The organism is Blautia sp. Marseille-P2398 (genome assembly GCF_964240315.1).
Lineage (GTDB): Bacteria > Bacillota > Clostridia > Lachnospirales > Lachnospiraceae > Blautia_A > Blautia_A wexlerae.
Genome location: NZ_CAXSTD010000019.1, coordinates 18,071 through 40,856, shown reverse-complemented (window position 1 = coordinate 40,856; position 22,786 = coordinate 18,071). Strand labels below are relative to the sequence as shown.

Here is a 22,786-nt window from a genome sequence, read left to right as displayed (position 1 = left end):
TCTCTGTAAATCTGTGATCACCCGGCTCATAATCATAAATTCGGAGTAATCCCCGTAATAATGCATTTGAGGATTATTCTGTTGTTTTATAGATCCGTATCCGTCCATCCTGAGTCTCATAAACCTTTTCATATGCTGCAGCAATTGTCTCCTCACGACATTCCTGCTGTTCAAATTCCGAACCTTCTTCAAACAGGATATATGTTATTTTTTCCTGTTGTACTGTTTTTTTCAATGTTTCACTGTCAGATGTGGTATATATCGTTACAGCCTGTGCAGCCCTGTAATTCGTATCATAGCCTGCAGACCATGCGTAATATGGCCATCCACAGTAAAGCATAGCTCCGGACATCGTCACTTCATTCATGCTGTACTCAGGAGTAAGTAAAAGATCGTTTTTCTCCAGATTCTCCTCCAGCCATTGGGTCAGCTCGCTGTTCATATTTACAGTCACACGTCTGCCCGGACCATTTCCCTTTATGATCACCACAAAGTCATAAATCCCGGTCACACTCAGAGATATCACCAATACTATTGCCAGTATCTTTCCCATAGTTTTCTGTATCCCGGACTGCCCATTTCTCCCTTTCCAAAGACTGCATACTGCCCATGCCCAGAAAATCGTCAGAAACGCATATGATATCATGATATATTTATGGTTTACATTAATATCCGGTGTCATCAGAAGCACAAAAGCAAAAATCACCGGAAACAGGAAACTCACAAGGATTGCTCTCTCCCGTCTTCTCATAAACCATACCATTAGTACCAGCCCAAGGAAAAAAACTCCACTCATCCAGAACAGATATTTCACAACTCCCGGGACAGTCTTATCCTCTGCCAGAAATCCCAGATAAATCTGAGGACTCATAGCACTTCCAACAATAAAAATCTTTGACTGAAGCCAGGAAAAGAAGATGGATACCCCCGCCATGACAGCGTAATCCACTTTTCCATCCGAGAAAATCGCAAAGCCGCACAAAATCAGCAGACCACCGATCACTGCTGCCCCATTCCAGAACGCACACAGACCCAGAAACATTCCCATAAGCAGTGCCTGATCCAGATTTCTGCTTTTCCATCCTTCCTTCGAAAAGATTCTGTTTTTTATCCAGAGTATTCCCTTCTCTTCATGTGCCGTCCCGGCTTCCAGCCAGTCCATAAACAGATATAGCGCCAAAGTCGCCATCAGAAGTCCAAATGCCAGATGCCTCTGATTAAGATAAACATTAAAGTTCCACAATCCCCAGTTCTCATTGACAGTATATCCGATAAAGGAAGTATTTTCTTCCAGGGTTTCCACAAGATTCCCTGCCTGGATATGCTCCCATACAAATCTGAAAAAAGCCATTCCGCTTCTGAAAAAGAACAGAAACAATGCCAGTACACCGCAGCACATTTTGCCTGTGATCCTAAGTGCAAGCTGATATAACAGCATAAGAAATCCCACAAGCGACAAGGTACTTACGATATTATAGGCAAAGTCTATACGCATTCCAAGATATTCCAGATTTCCTGTGAGAAACTGAAACATAAAATGATACTTTACATCTGCACCTCCATAATGAGGATACTGTGTGGGAAAATTATTTCCTGCAGAAAAAGAACGCATCATCGCCGTATGTGGTGCATAATCTCCATACACAGTCAGGCCGGAATACAGGATTCCGTCTTTTATATAGAATACATAAAACATCATATATGTAATAAATACAGTCAGCAGACCAAAGAGTAATATTTCCTTTTTTAATCTGCGCTTATCCTGTGTTTTATCAATATTCCATATCCTGTAACTTCCCTGTTTTCTGTATTTCTGTACGCTGAGCAGTATCATAATAACTGCTGCACCTGTCATCCCGATAATATTTCCATACAAAAGTGGATTTTCAGCTTTTCCCACAACACTGAAAAACCAGGAAATAATATATACCATCCAGGTCAGTAAAAGTGTTCCGACTCCAAAAGAAGCCGGAAGCATGAGCCAGATACGATTAATACCTGACACACTCCTTCCCTCTCCTGTCAGCATTTTCGATGCTTCACAGCCCAGCATTCCTGCCAGAAGCAGATAAATAATTCCAAGCATAATTTCTCCCTGTACATTTCCCCGCCATGCAGATATTCCTATCCTCCCGGGGGATTTTATCAAACAAGTATCAGTATAGCAAAAATCCCTACTTATTAAAAGCAAGTTCACATAAATTAAACATTTTAAATTTTTTGTTGCTTCAGATATTGTTCAATCCCTTTCACTATAGCTTCCACTATTTTATTCTGATATTCTTCTTTGCAGAGAAGTCCGGCCTCTTCCGGATTTGTAAGAAAACCACACTCTACAATATTCAAAACACTTTCACTTCTTTTTAACAGATAATAGGTTTTATTACCTTTTGCCACACGAGGGCGTTTTACTTTCAGTCCCAGATTCAGTTCTTCCTGGATAAACTCTGCCAGATTCTTTCCCCGGACAGAATCTTCATAATAAAACACCTGGGGACCGCATACAGACGAATCCTGATAGCTGTTCTGATGAACACTTATGCACAGCACAGGTCTGTATTTCTTTATCATAGCAATCCTGCACTGCATATCCTGTGCTTTCTGATTTCTGCTGTCCTCCTCATAAAGGCCCTTATCTTCTTCCCTTGTCATGATTACAGAAAATCCTTGTTTTTCCAGAGAATCCTTTAATTTTACGGCAATCTGAAGATTTATCCCCTTTTCTTCCAGTCCGTTCACTCCGATCATTCCCGGATCCGCTCCACCATGTCCTGCATCTACCAGAATGATTTTTGAATTTTCTGTTGAACTCATAGTCTCTGAAACTTCAGCTGCCTGTTTTGACAGAATGAGAAAACTGACAAGAAGCAGACACCCTAACATTAATTCCAGTCCATATTTTTTCAAACTAAAAACACCTCCTGAGACATCTTTTACAGTCTACGGGAAAATTCACTGTTCCTGTAGACTGGCTATAGCAATTCCATAAAATAATGCAATCAGTATTTCATAAAATTCTATATTAATATATGTTTCAGAAGATGTTTTTATAGCCTGCTGATGCAGAACTTTTAATTATTCAGATTGTCCGAGATTACCTGCCAGATTACGTTGTTTTCAAATCCAAGCTTCCATGCAGAAACTCCTGCAAGGTCATATTTGGATACCAGCTTCACTTTCTCTGCAACTGACTGAGCATCCTCAAGCCAGATCTGATAGGTAGAATTATCTATATCATATTTTCCATAATTCTGGGAAGTGGTCTTATCCCAGTAGGTTTCCACATTATTATCTGCAATTGTCTGCTGCGCCTGATCCATACCGATTGCTTCACTGGTTACATTTCCCCCTGTGGTCCTCCACAGTCTGGTATAAAACGGAATGGCATTGATCACACGTTCAGCCGGAACCTCATCCAGTGTATCCTGGATTCCCTGTTCCACCCATGGAAGAGATGCCACAGAACCGGCTTCAGATCCTACATAATGCTCGTCATATCCCATGATGATCACATAATCTACAACCCTTCCCTGCTCAGCCCGGTCATAATGGCTTGTGAAATCCTCAGGAACCGGGTTATCCACTGAAAGAACCAGATTATTCTTATGACACTCTATGGAAAGTTCTCTCAGAAATTCCAGAAAATGAGTTCCCACATCCTCGCTGAGAGATTCAAAATCCACATTGATGCCATCCATTCCCACATCTTGGGCTGCCTGGATCAGCTGACTGATAATATTCTGTCTCGCCGCAGTGCTGGAAAGTGTTTCCGTTGTACTTACTTCCTGTGTAAAGTTGTCGATCAGTCCCCATACCTGGAGCCCCTTTTCATGAGCCTGTGATACATAATCTGCACTCGCAATGCTTGCAATGTTTCCTGAAGTATCTGTCAGATAGAACCAGGTAGGCGAGATCACATTCACACCTGTCATATTTGCTGTCGCATCCGCAAAATAAGCATTGGCATCTGTGGAAGTCACCTGATGCCACACCATATTAACCTTGCTGTCCATAGTAAGATAGGAGTACTGTTCCCTCTTAAAGCTTCGTTCAAATTTTGTCTTCTCTGCTTCTCCCACTTTCTTCTTATCTATATAACCGATATATCCGTCATCCGTAGCTACCTGATCCCAGTTCTCCATTTCTTCGATAAGACGAAGCTTTGTACCTTTCTTTACAGAAGTAAGAATAGCCGATTTAATTCCTCCGCGGTAACGTATGCTTGTATTCTTCTTAACTGTGACTGTTTTTACATTTTTGAATTTATACTGTATGGCAATCCTGTATGGATCTTTTGTGATGTATGCATCAAGATCTGTAAATTCCTGCACATAAGTAAGATTCAGATACACTTTATCATCTTTCACCCATACCTTATCTCCTGCCTCAGATGATGCACTCGCAGAAGTCAGCTCCGAAGGTGTTGCATAAAGTATCTGCTGATTGGCAGAATCCCAGTAATATCTCTGGTTCAGATAAGTATTCACCACATCCAGTGGTAAATAGACTCTGTCTCCGTCCACCAGACCACGTTCTTCCATTTTCTCAGTTCCAATGACCAGGGCAATCTCCCCATCTGCCATTTCTCCATAATATTCATTCAGATCCATTTTCTCAGAAGATGGTATGTACTTCATTACTACATGAGTGACAATTCCAAGAATCGCAACAAGAATGACCAAAACGGCAACTGCGATAACTGGTTTATACTTTTTATTCATAGTATTTTTCCTTTCAGTAAATATTGTGTTACCGGAAACAAAGCAGACTGTAACACGATCGCTATTGATACATCAGCTCACAGAAAGGTATTTCATATAGTTATTTTGAGTATGATGTACCAGTATTATCAACTGTATCGGTAACTTGATGATACTGGCTTAAGTATACCATAAAATATTACAATTGTATTGCAAAATCGTATTTTTCACAAATTTTTAAGATATGCGTAATTATATTCTTATGCTGCCCGAAGGCATTATGAACATCGGGGGGACTGATTCAGAATCTGTTCGGGCAGCTTTCTCTTTTGTTATTTTTCTTTGACGAAATCAAAATCCACACGAGCGATCCGTCCTTTTTCATCTTCAACGTAATCACGCATGTATCCACCACCTTCTGCAATCTGACAGGCTTTTGCAATTGTTTTCGGATTACTGAGTATACCATTCAGATACAGAGAAATTCCCTGTTCACGATAACTCTTCAATTCTTTTTCCAGTGGTTTACGCATGCTCTTTTTGGTTGCCCGTGATATATTTTCCGTAAGCTTACCTCCCTTCTTTCATAAGATTTTTTAGAAAGCACCTTATCGGCTGTTGAAAAAGCAATATCCCTGCACCTGTTTTATCGTTACTGTGAACGGAGTGAACAGTAACGTTTCAACTTCTTATCATCATGGAAATTTTACCTGTACATTGCCACAGCAGGAACGCTGCATGAAAAACGGCAATGAAGTTTAGAAATAAAAGATCACTTTGGTTAATGTTTCAGATCTTCGCTTATGTGAACCGCAGGTTTACTGCTTCTTCTGTTTTCATTATATCCATCTGGTAAACAGATGCAAGTGTTTTTCTTCATTTATGTATTTTTTTCTGTTTTGTTTCTAAAAATTTAATATTTTGGTTGATTACTTATCTTTACATTTTGCAGTTCTGTGTTATATAATATAGTGTATAAAATTTTATAAATTCACAGTCAGACAATAGAATTTTTGAAGTTACTTGCAGCAATTTTCCAAAGGCAGCGCATCTATGGCAATCCTTTAAAATTGCTGTTCAAAAAAACAATAGTAACTTTTAATTTATCCGTAATTGTCCGCAGCTTTCAAAAGTTAAATTTTCATTATCAGAAACACTTTTAATGGATTTTCACAGGCAATTATGAAGCTGCCAGATAATTCAATGTTATTCAGAATAGGATGTGACAACATGAAGATAGAAAAGATCAACGACAACCAGATACGCTGCACACTGACAAGAGAAGACCTGGAGAACCATCAGATCCGTATCAGTGAACTGGCTTACGGCACTGAGAAAGCCAAGAAACTTTTCCGCGATATGATGCAGCAGGCACAGATACAGTTTGGTTTTGAGGCAGATAATATTCCATTAATGATCGAGGCCATCCCGGTGAGTACCGAGAGCATCATCCTGATCATTACCAAAGTAGAGGATCCTGAAGAACTGGATACCCGTTTCTCCAAATTTGCTCCATTCAGAGGGAATGATAAGACAGATACTCTTCAGCTTGACGGTGCAGACAATATTATTGATATCTTCCAGAAGCTTTACGAAGCAAAGATGAAGAGTACTCAGACAAAAGATGGCAAATCTGCTCAGAATACCGGAGCAAAGGAAAATGACGATACTCAGGTTCCTGATGTAAATCTTATCCGTCTCTATGAGTTCGACACACTGGACGATGTGATTGCGGCCGCCCATGGATTGAACGGCTATTTTACCGGTGCAAACACCCTGTACAAAGATCCGGCCGATGAGCTTTACAAACTGGTACTTCACCAGTCATCACTTTCTCCGGAGGATTTTAACAGGGTATGTAATATTCTTACGGAATATGGACAGGGAAAGGCTTTCTCTCTTTCAGGAGAAGCTTATCTGACAGAACATGGAGAACTGATTTCCGATTCTGCCCTTCAGCAGCTGATTCAGCTGTAATAATTTTCATAATTAAAAGAGCATTCAGTTTTCATCTGAAAGCTCTTTTCTTATACCATAGTAAATTACAGATTTCTCAAAAAAGGATGTCCTGAACTTATTCAGAACATCCTTTTTACATGTCAGTCTATGACAATTCAACAATTGTCATAGTCCGTCATATGATTACCTTTCAGGAAGATTATTCTCCAAGAAAATCATTGATCTGGTTAACCAGTACATCAACATCCAGTCCATGAACCATAGCTGCCTCTTCGAGAGATTCCATCTGGGAAGATGGGCATCCAAGGCAATGCATTCCTGCTCTCATAAGAATCGGTGCGATATTTGCATCAATCTGAAGAAGCTGACCGATCAGCATATCTTTTGATACTTTAGCCATTGTATATTTCCTCCTTAATTTTTCTTCATACTACTCAGCTTTTATAGCTTCTGATATTATAATACTATTTTACTCTGGAATCAACTGCAAACTTTTAATTTTATCGTTCCTCCCTGAAATACGGAAGTCCCAGCGCAGCAGGCGGCTGGTGTTCCTTTTTCTTTCGGAAGCTTGTGAATACCAGTACGATAATCGTTACCACATAAGGCAGTGCTTTAAATACTTCCTGCATGCTTCGTCCAAGTCCCGGGATATAAAGATACAGAATATAAAGAGCTCCGAACAGGAATGCTCCCCAGATTGCATTCAGTGGTTTCCATAATGCAAAGATTACCAGTGCAACAGCAAGCCAGCCACGATCTCCAAAACCATTGTCTGTCCAGGTTCCTCCTGAATATTCCATTACGAAATAGAGTCCGCCCAGACCTGCCAGACCTGCACCGATACAGGTTGACAGATACTTATATTTGATAACATTGATACCTGCTGCATCTGCAGTTCCCGGATTTTCACCGATTGCCCTGAGATTCAATCCCGCTCTTGTCTTGAACAGAAAAAACGATAACAGGACTGCTATAATAATACAGAGATATGTAAGGAAACCATAATTAAATAAAATACCTCCGATAACCGGAATCTTAGACAATCCCGGGATTTTTGCCGTATAGGCACTTCCTGTTACTTTTACGGAAATCTGTCCTACACCGCCTGCAAGCTTGGAAATAGAACCGCCAAAGAAGTTACCAAAACCTGTACCAAAAATGGTAAGTGCAAGACCTGTTACATTCTGATTTACACGAAGTGTGATAGTCAGGATACTGTAGATCAGACCACCGATTGCAGCACATGCAAATGCACACAAAAACGATATCAGTACACCCACAAGTGCATTGGGATCAGGATTATCCTTCTCATAGAGGAAAGCTCCCATCAAACCTGAAATGCCGCCCATATACATAATTCCCGGAATACCAAGATTCAGATTACCGGATTTCTCTGTCATAATCTCACCAAGCGCCCCATACAGAATACAGATGCCCTGGACAATTGCTTTTTGAATAAAAACTATCAGTACACTCATTGCCGCTACCTCCTATTTCTTTGCACGCTTTACTCTGTAGTTGATAAAGAATTCTGCACCGATCAGGAAAAACAGAATGATTCCCAGAAGAACATTGGAAGCATTCTCATTCAGTCCATACTGTGTTGCGATCTGTACGGCACCCTGGTTCATAAATACGATGCCAAAGGAAACTGCAACCATAATAAATGTATTAAACTTGGAAAGCCATGCGACAATGATTGCAGTAAATCCACGACCGCCTGCTGTTGCAGTGGAAATCGTATGGCTGGCTCCGCTGACAATAACAAAACCTGCGATACCACAGATTGCACCGGAGATTGCCATTGTACGGATAATAACCTTTTTCACCTGGATACCGGCATATCTGGCAGTATTCTCGCTCTCACCTACTACTGCGATCTCATAGCCCTGCTTACAGTATTTCAGATAAATAAACATTCCCACTGTCAGAATCAGGACAATGACTACATTCCAGCCATATTTCTGTCCGAACAATTCCGGAAGCCATCCGCCTTTTGTAGCCTGATTGATGATACCGACTGTATTAGAACCTTTCGGATTTTCCCAGAATACAATACAATAAGTTACTACCTGCATGGCAACATAATTCAACATCAGAGTAAACAGTGTCTCATTTGTATTCCAGTTTGCTTTAAATACAGCCGGGATCATTCCCCAGATCATTCCGCCAAGTGCACTTGCCACAAACATTACGATCAGGAGTAACCCTGTAGGCATCTTATCTCCTGCATAGATCATGACGGCAGCAGAGCAGGCACCACCGATCAGGATCTGACCTTCTGCACCGATGTTCCAGAATTTCATTTTAAATGCAGGTGCCAGACCAATGGAAATACACAGCAGTACCATTGTATCTCGTATGGTCTGCCACAGACGGCGATCCGAACCCATTGCTCCATCCCAGATTGCCTTATAGACATCCACCGGATTCATCTTTACCAGAGCAACGATCACCGCTCCGCACACGATCAGTGCAAGGATCAATGCAATGAAACGGATCAGAAGACGTTCCTGCCATCTGGCTTTGTTTCTTCTTTTACTTACCTGTAAGAAAGGTTCTTTCTTCATGCCTGTGTCCCTCCTTTTTCATGCTTCGTCATAAGAATCCCGATTCCTTCTTTCGTTGCAGTTCTTCCATCCTCAATTCCGCTGATTTTACCTCCGCAGAACACTGCAATCCTGTCACACAGTTCAAGAACTACATCAAGATCCTCAATAACACAGACTACTGCAACCCCTTTTTTCTTCTGTTCATTCAGAAGGCGGTAAATCACATGGGAAGTATTGACATCCACCCCTCGAGTTGGGAAAGCTACCAGAAGCACTTTCGGATTCTGGGCAATTTCTCTTCCTACCAGAACCTTCTGCACATTTCCTCCTGACATCTGACGGACAGGTGCAGAAATACTTGGAGTCATGACTTCAAGCTGTTCTTTGATTTTTAACGCCAGTGCCTTTGGACCTTTTCGATCCAGGAATGGACTTTTGCCATTGCGATAGCTTCTGAGCATCATATTATCGGTCATATCCATATCGCCCACAAGCCCCATACCAATACGGTCTTCCGGAACAAAAGCAAGGCTGATCCCTGCTTTATTAATGGAGATAGAATCCATTCCTGCAAGCTCTGTTCCTTTTCCATTGTCATCAAACAGGGTGATCGAACCGCTCTCTATTGCCTGGAGTCCTGCAATTGCCTCCAGAAATTCTTTCTGGCCGCTTCCGGAAATGCCGGCAATACCCAGAATCTCTCCTGCATTTACTGTCAGATCAACATCATCCAGAGTTTTTACCTCTTCTTTGTTTTTACAGTTCAGACCTTTGACTACTAATCGTTTCCTTACATTCTCCGGTTCAGGACGGTCGATATTGAGATCTACTCTGCCGCCTACCATCATCTCTGACAGACTCTGTGCATTTGCCTGAGCTGTTTCTACTGTATCAATATACTTTCCTTTTCTGAGGATTGCCACACGATCTGATAACGCCAGAACTTCCTGGAGTTTGTGCGTGATGATCATAATGGAACATCCATCTTTTCTCATATTTCTCAAAATATCGAATAACCGGTCAGACTCCTGTGGTGTCAGAACTGCGGTCGGCTCATCCAGGATCAGAATCCTCGCGCCGCGGTAGAGCATCTTTATGATCTCAACTGTCTGCTTCTGGGAAACGGACATTTCGTAGATCTTCTGTGACAGATCCAATTCAAAGCCATATTTATCTGCCAGCTTCTGAATATCCTCTGTGATCTTCTTCATGTCCAGCTTTCCCTTTCCCGGAAGTCCCAGAACAATATTCTCTGCTGCTGTCAGTACATCTACCAGTTTAAAATGCTGATGTACCATACCGATTCCCAGTTCATAGGAATCTTTCGGTGAACGGATCGTTACTTCTTTTCCATTTACAAAAATATGTCCTTCATCCGGATAATAAATTCCATAGATCATATTCATCAGAGTTGTCTTTCCGCTTCCGTTTTCCCCCAGAATTGCAAGAATCTCCGATTTTCTCAGTGTGAGATCTACATGATCATTCGCCTGGACCGAACCAAAACTCTTGGAAATATCTCTAAGTTCAAGTGCATAGTTTTCTCCCACTATCGTTTCCTCCTTTTATCTAATGATATCCAATCTACAGTAAAAGTCCTGTCTCTTTGACTGCCGATATCATTTAATCCTACTTCTGAATTATGGAATTGCTCTCCTGTATACTCCATAATACAGCAAAAGAAACCTTCTGTCAGAAGACTTCAAGACTTCTTTTGCACGTACGATATGAAAACAGCAGAGCTGCCGCCCGGGCAGCCCTGCTGTCGTAAATTGCTCCGCGCTTTGCAGCTCCAGCAATTTTCTTATTCTGTAATAGATGTAATTCCATCAATCGCAATATCAAATGCAGGTGCGGAACCATATTCAGATTCATGGAAGTATCCGTCAGAAATGTACTCTGTATCACCCTTCTTATAAGTATCAAGTTCCTTGCCGTCTACTGTAAATGCAGATGTATCAAATACATGAAGGGAACCATCAATGAGCGCATCTTCCACTTCTTTGACCTTTTCTTCTGTACCCTCTGCTACAGTTTTGTCATTGAGAGCTGTGATCTTATCTGCACCTTCCGCAAATCCTTTACACCAGTCAGTATCAATTGCTGTGCCGTCAAGCATACACTGTACTGCGTATGTATAATATACACCCCAGTCCATAGATGCAGAAGTAAGTGCTGTGTTCGGAGCAACAGATGTCATATCAATATTATAACCTACACATGGAACGCCTGCTGCTTCGCATGCTGTAGGAGCACCTGTTGTATCTGCATGCTGGCTGATCAGTACACAGCCGTCAGAAATCAGAGCATCTGCACACTCTTTCTCAAGGTCAAAGCTTGCCCAGCTGTTTGTATATTTTACTTCCATTGTTACAGACGGGCATACGCTCTTCGCACCAAGATAGAAAGCTGTATAACCGGAGATAACCTCTGCGTATGGGAATGCACCTACATAACCCATCTTGCATGCGTCTTCTTTTACTGTTCCGTCCTCGATCATTTCATTCAGTTTCAGACCTGCAACTACACCTGACACGTAACGTGCTTCATAAATATTTGTAAAATAGTTATGCATATTGGAAAGTCCGCTGGATGCAGCCTGTGTTCCTGTTGCATGACAGAACTGAACCTCCGGATATTCCCCTGCTGCTTCCAGTATATAAGTCTCATGTCCAAAGCTGTTTGCAAAGATGATCTGACATCCCTGATCTGCAAGGTCTGCTGCCGCATCATAGCATCCTTCATCTTCACCGATGAGAGTTTTCTCAATAATCTGAGAATCGTCAAGACCAAGCTTCTCTTCCATCTCATCAATTCCTTTCATATGAGCTGCTGTGTAACCTTCATTCTCATCACCGATATAGATCACTCCTACTTTCAGGTCCTCTTTTGCAATCCCTTTGCCTTCATCTTCTGCAAATACCGGTGCACTCATGGAAACCGCCATTACTGTTGCAAGTCCAATTGCCAATGCTTTCTTCATTCTTCATTCCTCCATTCTTTCTATTTGTTTTCTGATTCCTGCTACGGAACAAAAGAGGCACAACTTTCTGTGTTATGCCTCCTTGCAAGTATCTTTACTATAACCGTTTATGTCTGAATTGTCAATAAATTCAGCAAAAACGCACTTTCTTTTTGATACTCTTATTTTTTTTGTATATTAACAGACTATTTTCCATCATACAAATGCCTGTATTTTGGCAGGATAATTTCTCTGCTCGGACAGACATTCACATGCCCGTCAGCTATTTGTAATCTGCAGGTAAAGTAAGCAAATGCTAACTTAATATTATTTTATAATGTATCTGATTTTATACTTGTAATTCAGACAAAGATATATTAAAATGTATGCAGAACCCCGAAAGGGGCCTAAAACGTTATTACGATAAGGAGGATTCTAATTATGGCATATGTAATTTCAGACGAATGTGTAAGCTGTGGAACATGCGAAAGCGAATGTCCTGCAGAAGCTATCTCTCAGGGAGATGAGCATTATGTAATCGACGCTGATGCATGCTTAGACTGCGGAACATGTGCAGATGCATGTCCAACAGAGGCTATTCATCCAGCAGAATAATTCATGATTTCAAAACAGCTTCATCTCTGTTTACCGCAGAGACGAAGCTGTTTTCTTTATGGATAACTTTTACAAATGTTTTCTTCTGATCCTCCTGCTTCTTTTTTCCAGTGCTGCAGCAGCCTCTTTTCTCGCAAGCTGTCTGTTACGGATCGTTTCATCCAGATCCCGGCACTGGTCTTCTCCCTCTTTTTTCATATGTAGCTCCTGAGCGATCAGACGTTCCATGATTTTCTGAAATTCAAGTATTTTTTCCCTCTCAGGCTGTTCATCTTCAAGAAGCTTCACTTTGCTCGCAGTAGTCCCGGGTGCAGTCCTTGAAATTCTTGGAACCAGTTCTTTGATCGCTCTCAGGGCAAGTCCTCTTTTCTTTAGTTCCTTTATATTAGCCAGAAGCGTAATATCATTTCCTGTATAGTAACGATGTCCCTGCTCATTCCTGCATATCCTCAGTTCCAGTTCTTCCTCCCAGTACCGGAGGACCGATGCCCTCACGCCAAGGATTTCTGCGGTCTGAGTCACAGTATACCGCTGCTCCATGCTGCCCCTCCTCCTTTTGAGTCCATTTTTTCATCAGAAACCACTGATGCATATCAACAACTCAATCTATCACCTGATATCATTGAACCACTGCACTGTAAAAACAGCTGTCGTAATCCTGATATCATGTATATTTATTATAAAACGCCATACCGAGATTGCAAGAAGTTTCGATTGACAAACTTCCCTATAAAACTTTATTTTGACACAAAAAAACAGGGAAACAGTACCGGATTCTCCCCCTGATACTGTTTCCCTGTAAAATTTTTCTATAGCAATCCTCGTAAATAATGCATTTAAGACAATTCAGCAGGATTTCACACTCTGATGGGCTGGATTAAGATGCATTATTTTAGAGGATTGCTATAATATTATTCAAGTCAAAGATCAAACTCCTCTGAGATAGATTATTTCTTCATATTCACAAACTGTGTATATCTCGGCAGCCATACCAGTTCTACTGTTCCGATGGGACCGTTTCTCTGTTTGGCAATGATGATCTCTGCAATGTCCTTCTTCTCTGTATCCTTATGATAATAGTCATCTCTGTAGATAAACATTACCACATCGGCATCCTGTTCAATGGCTCCGGATTCTCGAAGATCCGAAAGCATTGGTCTGTGATCCGGACGCTGTTCTACCGCACGGCTGAGCTGAGACAATGCGATCACCGGCACATTCAGCTCTCTGGCAAGAGCTTTCAGAGAACGGGAAATATCTGAAATTTCCTGCTGTCTGGAATCACTTTTTCCACTTCCGCTCATCAGCTGCAGATAGTCGATCATGATAATCCCGAGATTATGTTCCAGCTTATATTTCCTGCATTTGGAACGCATTTCCGCAATGGAAATACCCGGCGTGTCATCAATGATCAGATTAGATTTACCGATAATATCTGCTCCTTCTACCAGTTTTGTCCAGTCCTCGTCTTTCAGATTACCTGTTCTCATATTCTGGGAATCTACATGAGATTCCATTGCCAGAAGTCGGTTCACCAACTGTTCCTTTGACATTTCCAGACTGAATATGGCAACTGTGACATCCTTTCGGAATGCCATATACTGTGCAATGTTCAGTACAAAGGCTGTTTTCCCCATGGAAGGACGGGCTGCGATCAGCACCAGATCAGAAGGATGCATACCGGATGTTTTATAATCCAGATCCATAAAGCCTGTGGGAATACCTGTTACAGAACCTTTAAGCTTAGACGCTTTCTCAATGTTATTAATGGCATTCAGAACCACCTGCTGGATTGGAACATATTCTTCATTGTTGCGTCTCTGGAGAATATTGAACAGTTTTTTTTCCGCTTCTTCCAGAATAATCTCTGTATTCTCCTTCTCCAGATAGCAGGTGTTGGCAATCTCTTCATTTGCCTTGATAAGTCTGCGAAGAACTGCTTTCTCACTGACGATCTTTGCGTAGTACTTCACATTTGCAGAAGTAGGAACCGCTGAGATCAGATCTCTTACATATTCCATACTGCTGATATCCGGCGGGAGTTCTTTCTCCTTTAAACGATTCTGAAGGGTCACCAGATCTACCGGTTTCCCTTCATTACACAATTCCACCATTGCATCAAAGATGATGCCATATTGTTTCTGATAAAAATCATCACTGGTAAGTATCTCAGATGCCACAAGGATCGCATCTCTGTCCAGGATCATTGAGCCGATTACAGACTGCTCTGCCTCTATACTGTGGGGGAGTATTCTTTTAATCAGCGCTTCTTCCATTCTTTATCCCTCCGGAAGACTTATGCTTCTTTTACCCATACTTTAAGAGTTCCTGTTACCTTAGGATGTAATCTGACAGGCACCTGGGTAACACCAAGTGTACGGATTGGCTCAGGAAGCTGCAGTTTCTTTTTATCAATGTCAAGATTCAACTGTTTCTTTGCTGCTTCAGAGATTTCTTTGGAAGAAACGGAACCAAAGGTTCTTCCGCCTTCTCCTGTTTTCAGTGTAAGGATAATTTCTTTTGTCTCGAGATCCTTTGCAAATGCCTGTGCTGCTTCATATACTTCTTTTGCGACCTTCTCTTCGTTTGCTTTCTGAAGTTTCAGATCATTTAAATTCTTAGGAGTTGCCTCCAGCCCCAGTTTCTTAGGAAGGATCATGTTTCTTGCATATCCGTCACTTACATTTACGATCTGTCCCTTTTTTCCAAGTGCTTTTACGTCTTCAAGTAAGATTACTTTCATTTTGTGTTTTCCTCCTGATATTCCTGATCTATGATGTCTTTAAGCATTCTCTCCACCTCATCCGGAGAAGCCTTGACCTGCGCACCGGCAATATTCATATGACCGCCTCCGCCCATCTTTTCCATCATTACCTGTACATTAATTTCATCAATAGCTCTGGCACTGATATAAACTTCATTATTGTACTGAGTCAGTACAAAGGATGCCTTAACCCCTGCAATATTCAGAAGCTCATTGGCTGCCTGTGCTCCTATGACTGTAGGGCTGTCCAGATTTTCACTTGGACATCTGGCAATGGCATAGCATTCTCTGTAAATCTGTGCAGTTCTCACTGCTTCTGCACGTGCCTGATAAGATTTCAGATCATCCCTTAACAGTTTACGTACTCTGGTCACGTCTGCTCCACTCCTTCTTAAGAATGCAGCAGCCTCAAAGGTACGTACACCTGCTCTTGTCGTAAAATTGTTTGTATCGATCATAATTCCCGCATAGAGACAGTCAGCCTCCATATTGCGGATACGCAGGTCATCCGAGAAATACTGCAGGATCTCTGCTACCATCTCACAGGCTGAGGATGCATAAGGCTCCACATAGGAAAGCACCGCATTCTCTATCACTTCGCTTCCCCGCCTGTGATGATCCAGCACAACAATTGTCTTTGTCATGTGCAGAAGCTCCTCGCATTCCGTATAGCTTGGTCTGTTAGTATCAACTACAACCACCACTGTATTGTTATCTACCATATCTTTAGCCTGCTCGCTGTCCACAAACATAGATGGCTCGTAGTCTGGATTATTCACATATCCTGCGATCAACGGTCTGATAGATTTTGTCGGATCATTCACTACAATACTGACAGATTTTCCAAGTGTTTTACCTGCACGGAAAATACCGATTGCTGCTCCCAACGCATCCACATCTGTGATTTTATGTCCCATGACAACGACTCTGTCTTTCGTACTCATAAACTCTTTCAGTGCCTGCGCTTTTACCCTGGCTTTTACGCGGGTATTCTTCTCCATCTGCTGAGTCTTTCCGCCGTAATAGGTAATATTATTTCCATTCTTAATAACAACCTGATCACCGCCACGTCCAAGTGCCATCTCTATAGCAATACGTGAATACTCATAATTTTGAATATAAGTGGAGGCATTCAGTCCCACACCAATACTCAAAGTGATTGCCATCTCATTTCCGATATTAACTGTTTTAACCTCGTCCAGAATATGAAATCTCTGTTCTTTCAGAGCCTCAAGCGAACTCTGGCGCATGATCAGGAAATATTTGTCCTTCTCAAGTTTCTTTACAAGACCATCGAAATTGGAAAAATATTTCGTAATCTTCCGGTCAATCAGAGCAATCAGAAGTGAACGTCTCACATCCTCTACACTCTCAAGTGCTTCCTCATAGTTATCCAGATAAGCCAACGCTACAACAAGCTTATTGTCTTCATTCTTTTTAATGTAAGACTTCAGTTCTGTATCGTCATACAGATACATGGCGATCAGGCTGACATTCCTGTTTGAATTCTCCAGAAGCTCACTTTTGGCAACCACTTCACCAAGAGACACCCTCTGCATGGAAATACGATAAGTCTTCTCTCCAAATCGAGTACTGATCTCAGCAGTCTCTTTCTTATCTGCAACCGGTAATTTGTCAGCTGTTACATCCGGAAAAACAGTGCTGACATTTTTCTTATAAAACTGATCTTTACCTGTAAGCTCCGCAAATACTTTGTTGGACCAGATCATTCTGCCATTCATATCCATAATGGCATAGGGCAATGCCAGTTCTTCAAGGATTCTCTTTTCAAGCGAATCATACTGATTGGCAAAGGCTATCAGTTCATTTACAATGAACGGTCTGTGGCATCGGAGTATTATTACTGCACATCCCACATAAATCAGGATTCCACCTGACACAATAATACCAGCCTTCACGCTGACAAAATATACCCAGATATTAAGTACGATCAGTAAAGCCGAGAGAATCAGAGGCCACCGCATGAATGCTTTCATATGCCCTTTTAATTTCAGTTTATCACTCATATCTTTCTTTCCGTTCTTCATCATTCTATTTGTTTCGCCTGTACACAGCAAATGTGCTGCATATAGGCAGGTTCTGTGAAAAACGCCCTTTGAATCATATTATAACAGATTTGAACAGAATTTACCATAGCAACAGAAGAACGCACAAAAATAATGGTTATTGTGTGTTACTGTTCACTCCGTGCCCAGTAACACGCTTCGCGATGCACAGAATTTATGCTATTCGCATAAATTCGCGCGGTATGTCTCGGGATTTTGGCATTCTCATGCCAAAACACCTCGCGGGATAGTGACGTGTGAACAGTAACTATTGTGTTACTGTTCATTCTGTTATATAGCAATTCTCGTAAATAATGCAAAAATGCTGCTCCGCCAAATGCGGAGCAGCATTTATCATCTTCAGAATTAGTCCTGGATGTATGGCATCATAGACATATGACGTGCTCTCTTGATAGCAACTGTCAGTGCTCTCTGATGTTTTGCACAGTTTCCTGTAATTCTTCTTGGAAGGATTTTTCCTCTTTCAGAAACATATTTTCTTAATTTTGCTACATCCTTGTAGTCGATCTCGTTATTCTCTTTACCACAGAATACACAAACTTTTTTTCTTCTGCGGCCGCCTCTTCTCTTCATTGGAGAGTCTGGTCTTTCGCCTCTATTGTAAGCCATGATTGCTTTCCTCCTATTTTATTCTATCAGTTTGTATTAAATAAACGGCAGTTCTTCATCAATTCCATCCGGAATGTTCATGAAACCGTCTGCACTGGCTGCTCCCGGAGCCGGCATGGATGGTGCAGGTGCTGATGTCTGAGGATGGGAAGCTGCGTAATTATCGCTGGCCGCCTTGCTCTCAGCAAACTCCTGTTCCTCAACTACTACCTCTGTGGTATAAACCTTCTGGCCATCACGATTGGTGTAGCTGCCTGTCTGAATGCGTCCTGAAACAATGATCTTAAGTCCCTGACGGAAATACTTCTCAGCAAACTCGGCTGTACGTCCAAAGGATACACAACTGATAAAGTCTGCTGTTGCTTCACCGTCACGGCGGAATCTTCTGTCTACTGCCAGTGTATATCTGGCAATTGCCAATGCATTCTCTCCTGCGGAATATCTCACCTCAGGATCTCTTGTTAAGCGTCCCATTAAAATTACTTTGTTCATATAAATACCTCTTCGTTTCTGCTTTGAATGGTTGAACGGATCAATTAATGGTGCCTTCTAAAATCCACCCTGTATAAGATTATGCGTCTTTTCTTACGACTAAGTATCTTAATACATTGTCCATGATGCGAACGTGTCTTTCAACTTCCGCCGGGCACTGTGCGTCTGCTTCAAACTGAATGAAATAGTAGAAGCCTTCATGCATTTTCTGAATTTCGTAAGCTAATTTTTTCTTACCCCATTCTTCTACTTCTGTGATAGTGCCGTTGTAACGTGTGATGTATCCTTTTGCTTTCTCAACAACTGCATCACGTACTTCGTCTTCAACTTTTGCACTAACAACTAATGCTAACTCGTACTTGTTCATGTCTTGCTTTACCTCCTTATGGTCTGTTGGCCCTTTGCCTGTCAAAGAGCAAGGATATAAAATATATCACGAGTGTTGATTCTAACATAGTTTTTCGTGTCTGTAAAGTACTATTTTTCTTTTTTTATCAAATTTTTAGTATTTTTCTCAACCATCTTGCGCGGTACCATGATCTGATGTCCGCATCCTGTACATTTCAGGCGAAAATCAGCACCTACCCTTAAGATTTCCCAGTCTCTGCTTCCGCAGGGATGGACTTTCTTTAATGTAACAATATCACCAACTTCATAGGGAAGTCCCATAATCTCTTACTCCTCTTATATAACTTTGACACTAACAGTGAATCTGTGAAAATACCTGTCCGATCGGCCCCTGGATCAGAAGGTCTGCATATCTGTCTCTCGGAGTCGGGGATTTGTTGATCACTACAAGGTGCTCTCCCCGGAAGTAATCGATCAGTCCTGCTGCCGGGTAAACAGCCAGGGAAGTTCCCCCTATGATCAGCACCTGTGCCTCTGAGATTGCCTTCACTGCTTCATTGATCGTCTGATTGTCCAGACCTTCTTCATACAATACCACATCCGGCTTGATAATTCCACCACATTCGCATCTCGGAACACCTGTGGATGCTTTCATGTGGGCAAAATCATAAAATCTGTGACACTTCATGCAGTAATTGCGGTATACACTTCCATGAAGCTCCAGCACCTTCTTACTGCCTGCCATCTGATGCAGATTGTCGATATTCTGGGTAATAACTGCTTTCAGTTTTCCTGCCCGTTCCAGCTCTGCCAGCTTCAGATGTGCTGCATTTGGTTTTGCAGTGTCACAAAGCATCTTGTCTCTGTAGAATTTGAAAAATTCTTCCGGCTTTCTTATAAAGAATGTATGGCTTAAGATTGTTTCTGGAGGATAGTCATATTTCTGATGATAAAGTCCATCCTGACTTCTGAAATCCGGGATTCCGCTCTCTGTGGAAACACCTGCTCCACCGAAGAAGACAATATTGTCATATTTGTCTACAAGTTCCTGTAATCTCTCAACTTCTCCTGCCATTTAGAATTCCTCCTTTATTTTTTTCAAAACACTGTTACTGAAATTTTATCATCCTCTTAACTTCTACTTTTCAACATCAAGTGTATCCACACGTTTTCCCTGGACAACATAACGGGTTGCCTCGTTTCCTGTACAGGTAGACAGAGTAATGATCTTGTCCTTTATGTTCATTCCTTCTGCATCTGTCTGAATCTCGGAATATCCTCTGATCTTCTCCAGATATTTTTCAAATTCCTCACCAGGTCCCTTAAACAGTGTATAGGTATCACTGTTCACACCTGTGGTGTACGCAGAAATAATCTCATACCTGTAGTTTTTCTCAGGTGTAAAGATCCAGAAATATTTGCTCTTCTTATAAGTCTCTTCATCCTGTGTAAACTTCTTAAGCTGAGCAAACATGGAACCATTTTTCATATTATGGCCATACACGATCGTATTACAGTCACTGAAATCCCCTTTGTTTTCATAATCCACAAAGATAGTACCTGCAAAATTGTAATTCTTCTCATAGGTTCTGTGAAGATAAGTTTCATTGTCTTTGCCATGCACAATGGGATAATTGATATCCGGCACTGCTTCCACATAAATCCATCCCACTACATCATTATTTACACTTTTAAGAGATGCAAAGTCAATATCCATAGGTGCTTTCAGCTCACTGCCGGCTTCCGGTCCTGCCGCTTCTCCATCCGGATCTCGTTCTGTTACCGCCATCTGTGTGATTGAATTGTACTCATCCGTACCTTTCTTATATTCTGTATAAATATGAAACAGATTATATCCTGCATAACAGAATACACAGATTGCTGCGATCAGAACAACCGTCAACACAACATCCCCTGCTGTCTTCTTTTTTTTAGGCTGTTTTTCTGACATTCTTCCTCCATTTCCGCAGCACATTGCTGCTATGTATCAGCTGCTGTCTGATTGACTTCTATATAATATACAGACATCCGTTTCCAACCGCTGTCTGTGACAGACTATTATACCCGGTCACATCATTCTTCCTGTAATCCATCATGCACTGCCTCCAGACACGCTTTTCGCAGTTCATTTTCTTCTTTATTATATAAAAGCATCTCGCTGTGTTCAAAATATGCCGGACAGCCATTTCCGGCAATAAACGAAGTCATTGACTTATCCGCTGTGATCCCTGTCACGAAAAGCAGCATTTCCTGATTTTCGCCAAAGCTCTCTTTAATAAATGAAAAGGCATTCTGCAGTTCTCCCTGGAGTTTCTGGATCATATCTTCTCTGCATACTGCTTCTTTTTCAAAACATTTACTGATCCGCTTAAATCCATTTTCAGCTGACCGCACATGTTCTTTCTTTGCTATCAGAATATATTCCCTCAGCCTGCGGATTGCCGTCTCCTGATATTTCTGTTCTCTTACTGAGATCAGTTCCATCTTTACTTTGATCTGCAGACTGTTTTCCTGTTCCTGCACAAATTCTTCAAGCAATGAAATTCCCAGCTTCTCTTCCTCAGCATTCTTTCTCACCTGAGTTCTCAGATGCAGAAGCATCTCATAGAGTACCTCAAGCTGATGATCTGCCTGTCCGTATTCTTCCGCTTTTTCTCTCAATGCCCCCAGAATCAGATTTACAACTACAAAACGCTCCTCAAAAGCTCCATCTGCAGCCATCTTCTCCTTCAGCGCCAGATTCTCCCGGCTCAGATTTCCGGACAGGATCGACGGGATTTCATAATCCTCCCCATACTTTGTATATAACTGATAAAAACCTGCAAAATCTCTGGCTGTTTCCTCTTTCTGGAGAAATTCCTCCACCAGTTCCTCACTGATCCCGATCCCCAGCTTTTCATAGCTTTGCAGAAGTCTTGAAAGATCCTCCCAGCCCCTGGCAGTCACAAAGAATTTACCGTCTACTGTATTCTCCACCGCATAGAAATTGTTTTTCTTCACAGACAGATAAGAAATGATCGCCTGGTGCACCTTCTGCTGTCCTGCATATTTCAGCCAGATATCGCAGTCAGGCTCAATTGTAAGCTTACGGACACGGTCGAGTGTGACAATATCAAATTCCCTGACAGATTTATTATACTCCGGTGGATTTCCCGCTGCTGCCAGAATCCAGCCTTCCGGAATCTTATGACTTCCAAAGGTTTTATTCTGGAGAAGTGCCAGCATTGCCGGTGCCAGGGTTTCAGACACACAGTTGATCTCATCAATAAACAGGATTCCCTCTTTCCTGCCTGTCTTCTCCATACAATCATAGACAGATGCCACGATCTCACTCATTGTGTAATCTGTCACCATCATTCCTTTTCCACCGTAATTCCGTTTAACGATCTCCGGAAGACCGATGGCACTCTGACGGGTGTGATGGGTAATGGTGTAGGCTACAAGTCCCACACCGCACTCTGCTGCCGCCTGTTCCATAATGGCAGTTTTGCCGATTCCCGGCGGACCGATCAGCAACAGCGGTCTCTGACGGATCAGAGGATAAGTATAATATCCATTCTCATCCTTCGCCAGATATGCACGAAGTGTATTACAGATTTCTGCTTTTGCTTCCTGTATGTTCATTTTATTATCATACTCCTGCTAATTATTTAGTTACTGTTCACTCCGTTCCCAGCAACACGCTTCGCGATGCA

At 41.7% G+C, this 22,786-nt stretch carries 22 protein-coding genes; 2 read left to right on the top strand and 20 right to left on the bottom strand.

Features of this window, described 5'->3' with window-relative positions:
* Nucleotides 1-73: 73 nt before the first annotated feature.
* The 4 genes from ACESZG_RS17085 to ACESZG_RS17070 form a co-directional block, all read right to left on the bottom strand.
* Nucleotides 74-2,086 (bottom strand): hypothetical protein, encoded by a 2,013-nt coding sequence (locus tag ACESZG_RS17085; RefSeq protein WP_020993440.1) that lies wholly within the window; start codon nt 2,084-2,086, stop codon nt 74-76.
* A 125-nt stretch (nt 2,087-2,211) separates the two neighbouring features.
* Nucleotides 2,212-2,907, bottom strand: coding sequence for an N-acetylmuramoyl-L-alanine amidase (locus ACESZG_RS17080; protein ID WP_020993441.1), 696 nt, complete (start codon nt 2,905-2,907; stop codon nt 2,212-2,214).
* A 164-nt stretch (nt 2,908-3,071) separates the two neighbouring features.
* A complete protein-coding gene (locus ACESZG_RS17075) occupies nt 3,072-4,721 on the bottom strand; it encodes a glycosyl hydrolase family 18 protein (protein WP_008707927.1) in 1,650 nt (549 codons plus the stop codon).
* A gap of 311 nt (nt 4,722-5,032) precedes the next feature.
* Nucleotides 5,033-5,233 carry a hypothetical protein gene (locus ACESZG_RS17070; RefSeq protein ID WP_008707925.1) on the bottom strand — a complete coding sequence of 67 codons (201 nt, stop codon included), beginning with the start codon at nt 5,231-5,233 and terminating at the stop codon, nt 5,033-5,035.
* 697 nt (nt 5,234-5,930) lie between these two features.
* Between ACESZG_RS17070 and ACESZG_RS17065 the strand changes: the two genes are divergently transcribed.
* The gene (locus ACESZG_RS17065; RefSeq protein ID WP_055054059.1) at nt 5,931-6,677 is read left to right on the top strand and encodes an adaptor protein MecA; all 747 of its coding nucleotides are present in this window, start codon (nt 5,931-5,933) and stop codon (nt 6,675-6,677) included.
* Nucleotides 6,678-6,858: 181 nt separating this feature from the next.
* On the opposite strand, the gene ACESZG_RS17060 is transcribed toward ACESZG_RS17065, so the two are convergent.
* The 5 genes from ACESZG_RS17060 to ACESZG_RS17040 form a co-directional block, all read right to left on the bottom strand.
* Nucleotides 6,859-7,059, bottom strand: coding sequence for a DUF1858 domain-containing protein (locus ACESZG_RS17060; protein WP_008707923.1), 201 nt, complete (start codon nt 7,057-7,059; stop codon nt 6,859-6,861).
* A 100-nt stretch (nt 7,060-7,159) separates the two neighbouring features.
* The gene (locus ACESZG_RS17055; protein ID WP_008707922.1) at nt 7,160-8,140 is read right to left on the bottom strand and encodes an ABC transporter permease; all 981 of its coding nucleotides are present in this window, start codon (nt 8,138-8,140) and stop codon (nt 7,160-7,162) included.
* Between the two features lie 12 nt (nt 8,141-8,152).
* On the bottom strand, nt 8,153-9,232 hold the full coding sequence (locus ACESZG_RS17050) for an ABC transporter permease (protein WP_008707921.1): 1,080 nt from the start codon (nt 9,230-9,232) through the stop codon (nt 8,153-8,155).
* Complete coding sequence (locus ACESZG_RS17045) at nt 9,229-10,764, bottom strand: ABC transporter ATP-binding protein (RefSeq protein WP_347048898.1); 1,536 nt, start codon at nt 10,762-10,764, stop codon at nt 9,229-9,231. Before ACESZG_RS17045 ends, ACESZG_RS17050 begins: the two co-directional genes overlap by 4 nt.
* Before the next feature lie 254 nt (nt 10,765-11,018).
* Entirely contained in the window at nt 11,019-12,149 is a 1,131-nt protein-coding gene (locus ACESZG_RS17040) for a BMP family ABC transporter substrate-binding protein (RefSeq protein ID WP_370792857.1), read from the bottom strand.
* A 468-nt stretch (nt 12,150-12,617) separates the two neighbouring features.
* On the opposite strand from ACESZG_RS17040, the gene ACESZG_RS17035 reads away from it, so the two are divergent.
* The gene (locus tag ACESZG_RS17035) at nt 12,618-12,791 is read left to right on the top strand and encodes a DUF362 domain-containing protein (protein WP_008707918.1); all 174 of its coding nucleotides are present in this window, start codon (nt 12,618-12,620) and stop codon (nt 12,789-12,791) included.
* 69 nt (nt 12,792-12,860) lie between these two features.
* Here the strand turns inward: ACESZG_RS17035 and ACESZG_RS17030 are convergent, their stop codons facing one another.
* From ACESZG_RS17030 to ACESZG_RS16980, 11 genes are all read right to left on the bottom strand, one after another.
* Nucleotides 12,861-13,331 (bottom strand): MerR family transcriptional regulator, encoded by a 471-nt coding sequence (locus ACESZG_RS17030; protein WP_008707916.1) that lies wholly within the window; start codon nt 13,329-13,331, stop codon nt 12,861-12,863.
* A gap of 407 nt (nt 13,332-13,738) precedes the next feature.
* A complete protein-coding gene (gene dnaB / locus ACESZG_RS17025) occupies nt 13,739-15,067 on the bottom strand; it encodes a replicative DNA helicase (RefSeq protein ID WP_008707914.1) in 1,329 nt (442 codons plus the stop codon).
* Nucleotides 15,068-15,087: 20 nt separating this feature from the next.
* A complete protein-coding gene (rplI, locus tag ACESZG_RS17020) occupies nt 15,088-15,534 on the bottom strand; it encodes a 50S ribosomal protein L9 (protein ID WP_008707912.1) in 447 nt (148 codons plus the stop codon).
* Complete coding sequence (locus ACESZG_RS17015; RefSeq protein WP_373218814.1) at nt 15,531-17,582, bottom strand: DHH family phosphoesterase; 2,052 nt, start codon at nt 17,580-17,582, stop codon at nt 15,531-15,533. Before ACESZG_RS17015 ends, rplI begins: the two co-directional genes overlap by 4 nt.
* Before the next feature lie 405 nt (nt 17,583-17,987).
* Complete coding sequence (gene rpsR, locus ACESZG_RS17010) at nt 17,988-18,251, bottom strand: 30S ribosomal protein S18 (RefSeq protein ID WP_008707906.1); 264 nt, start codon at nt 18,249-18,251, stop codon at nt 17,988-17,990.
* A gap of 36 nt (nt 18,252-18,287) precedes the next feature.
* Nucleotides 18,288-18,743 carry a single-stranded DNA-binding protein gene (locus tag ACESZG_RS17005; RefSeq protein WP_373218798.1) on the bottom strand — a complete coding sequence of 152 codons (456 nt, stop codon included), beginning with the start codon at nt 18,741-18,743 and terminating at the stop codon, nt 18,288-18,290.
* A 79-nt stretch (nt 18,744-18,822) separates the two neighbouring features.
* The gene (gene rpsF / locus ACESZG_RS17000) at nt 18,823-19,110 is read right to left on the bottom strand and encodes a 30S ribosomal protein S6 (protein ID WP_020993443.1); all 288 of its coding nucleotides are present in this window, start codon (nt 19,108-19,110) and stop codon (nt 18,823-18,825) included.
* Between the two features lie 110 nt (nt 19,111-19,220).
* Complete coding sequence (locus ACESZG_RS16995) at nt 19,221-19,412, bottom strand: DUF951 domain-containing protein (RefSeq protein WP_008707901.1); 192 nt, start codon at nt 19,410-19,412, stop codon at nt 19,221-19,223.
* Nucleotides 19,413-19,443: 31 nt separating this feature from the next.
* Nucleotides 19,444-20,166 carry an NAD-dependent protein deacylase gene (locus ACESZG_RS16990; protein WP_173700721.1) on the bottom strand — a complete coding sequence of 241 codons (723 nt, stop codon included), beginning with the start codon at nt 20,164-20,166 and terminating at the stop codon, nt 19,444-19,446.
* A 63-nt stretch (nt 20,167-20,229) separates the two neighbouring features.
* Nucleotides 20,230-21,042, bottom strand: a complete 813-nt coding sequence (gene srtB / locus ACESZG_RS16985) for a class B sortase (protein ID WP_195659154.1) — start codon at nt 21,040-21,042, stop codon at nt 20,230-20,232.
* A 122-nt stretch (nt 21,043-21,164) separates the two neighbouring features.
* The gene (locus ACESZG_RS16980) at nt 21,165-22,715 is read right to left on the bottom strand and encodes an AAA family ATPase (protein WP_373218795.1); all 1,551 of its coding nucleotides are present in this window, start codon (nt 22,713-22,715) and stop codon (nt 21,165-21,167) included.
* Nucleotides 22,716-22,786 lie beyond the last annotated feature (71 nt).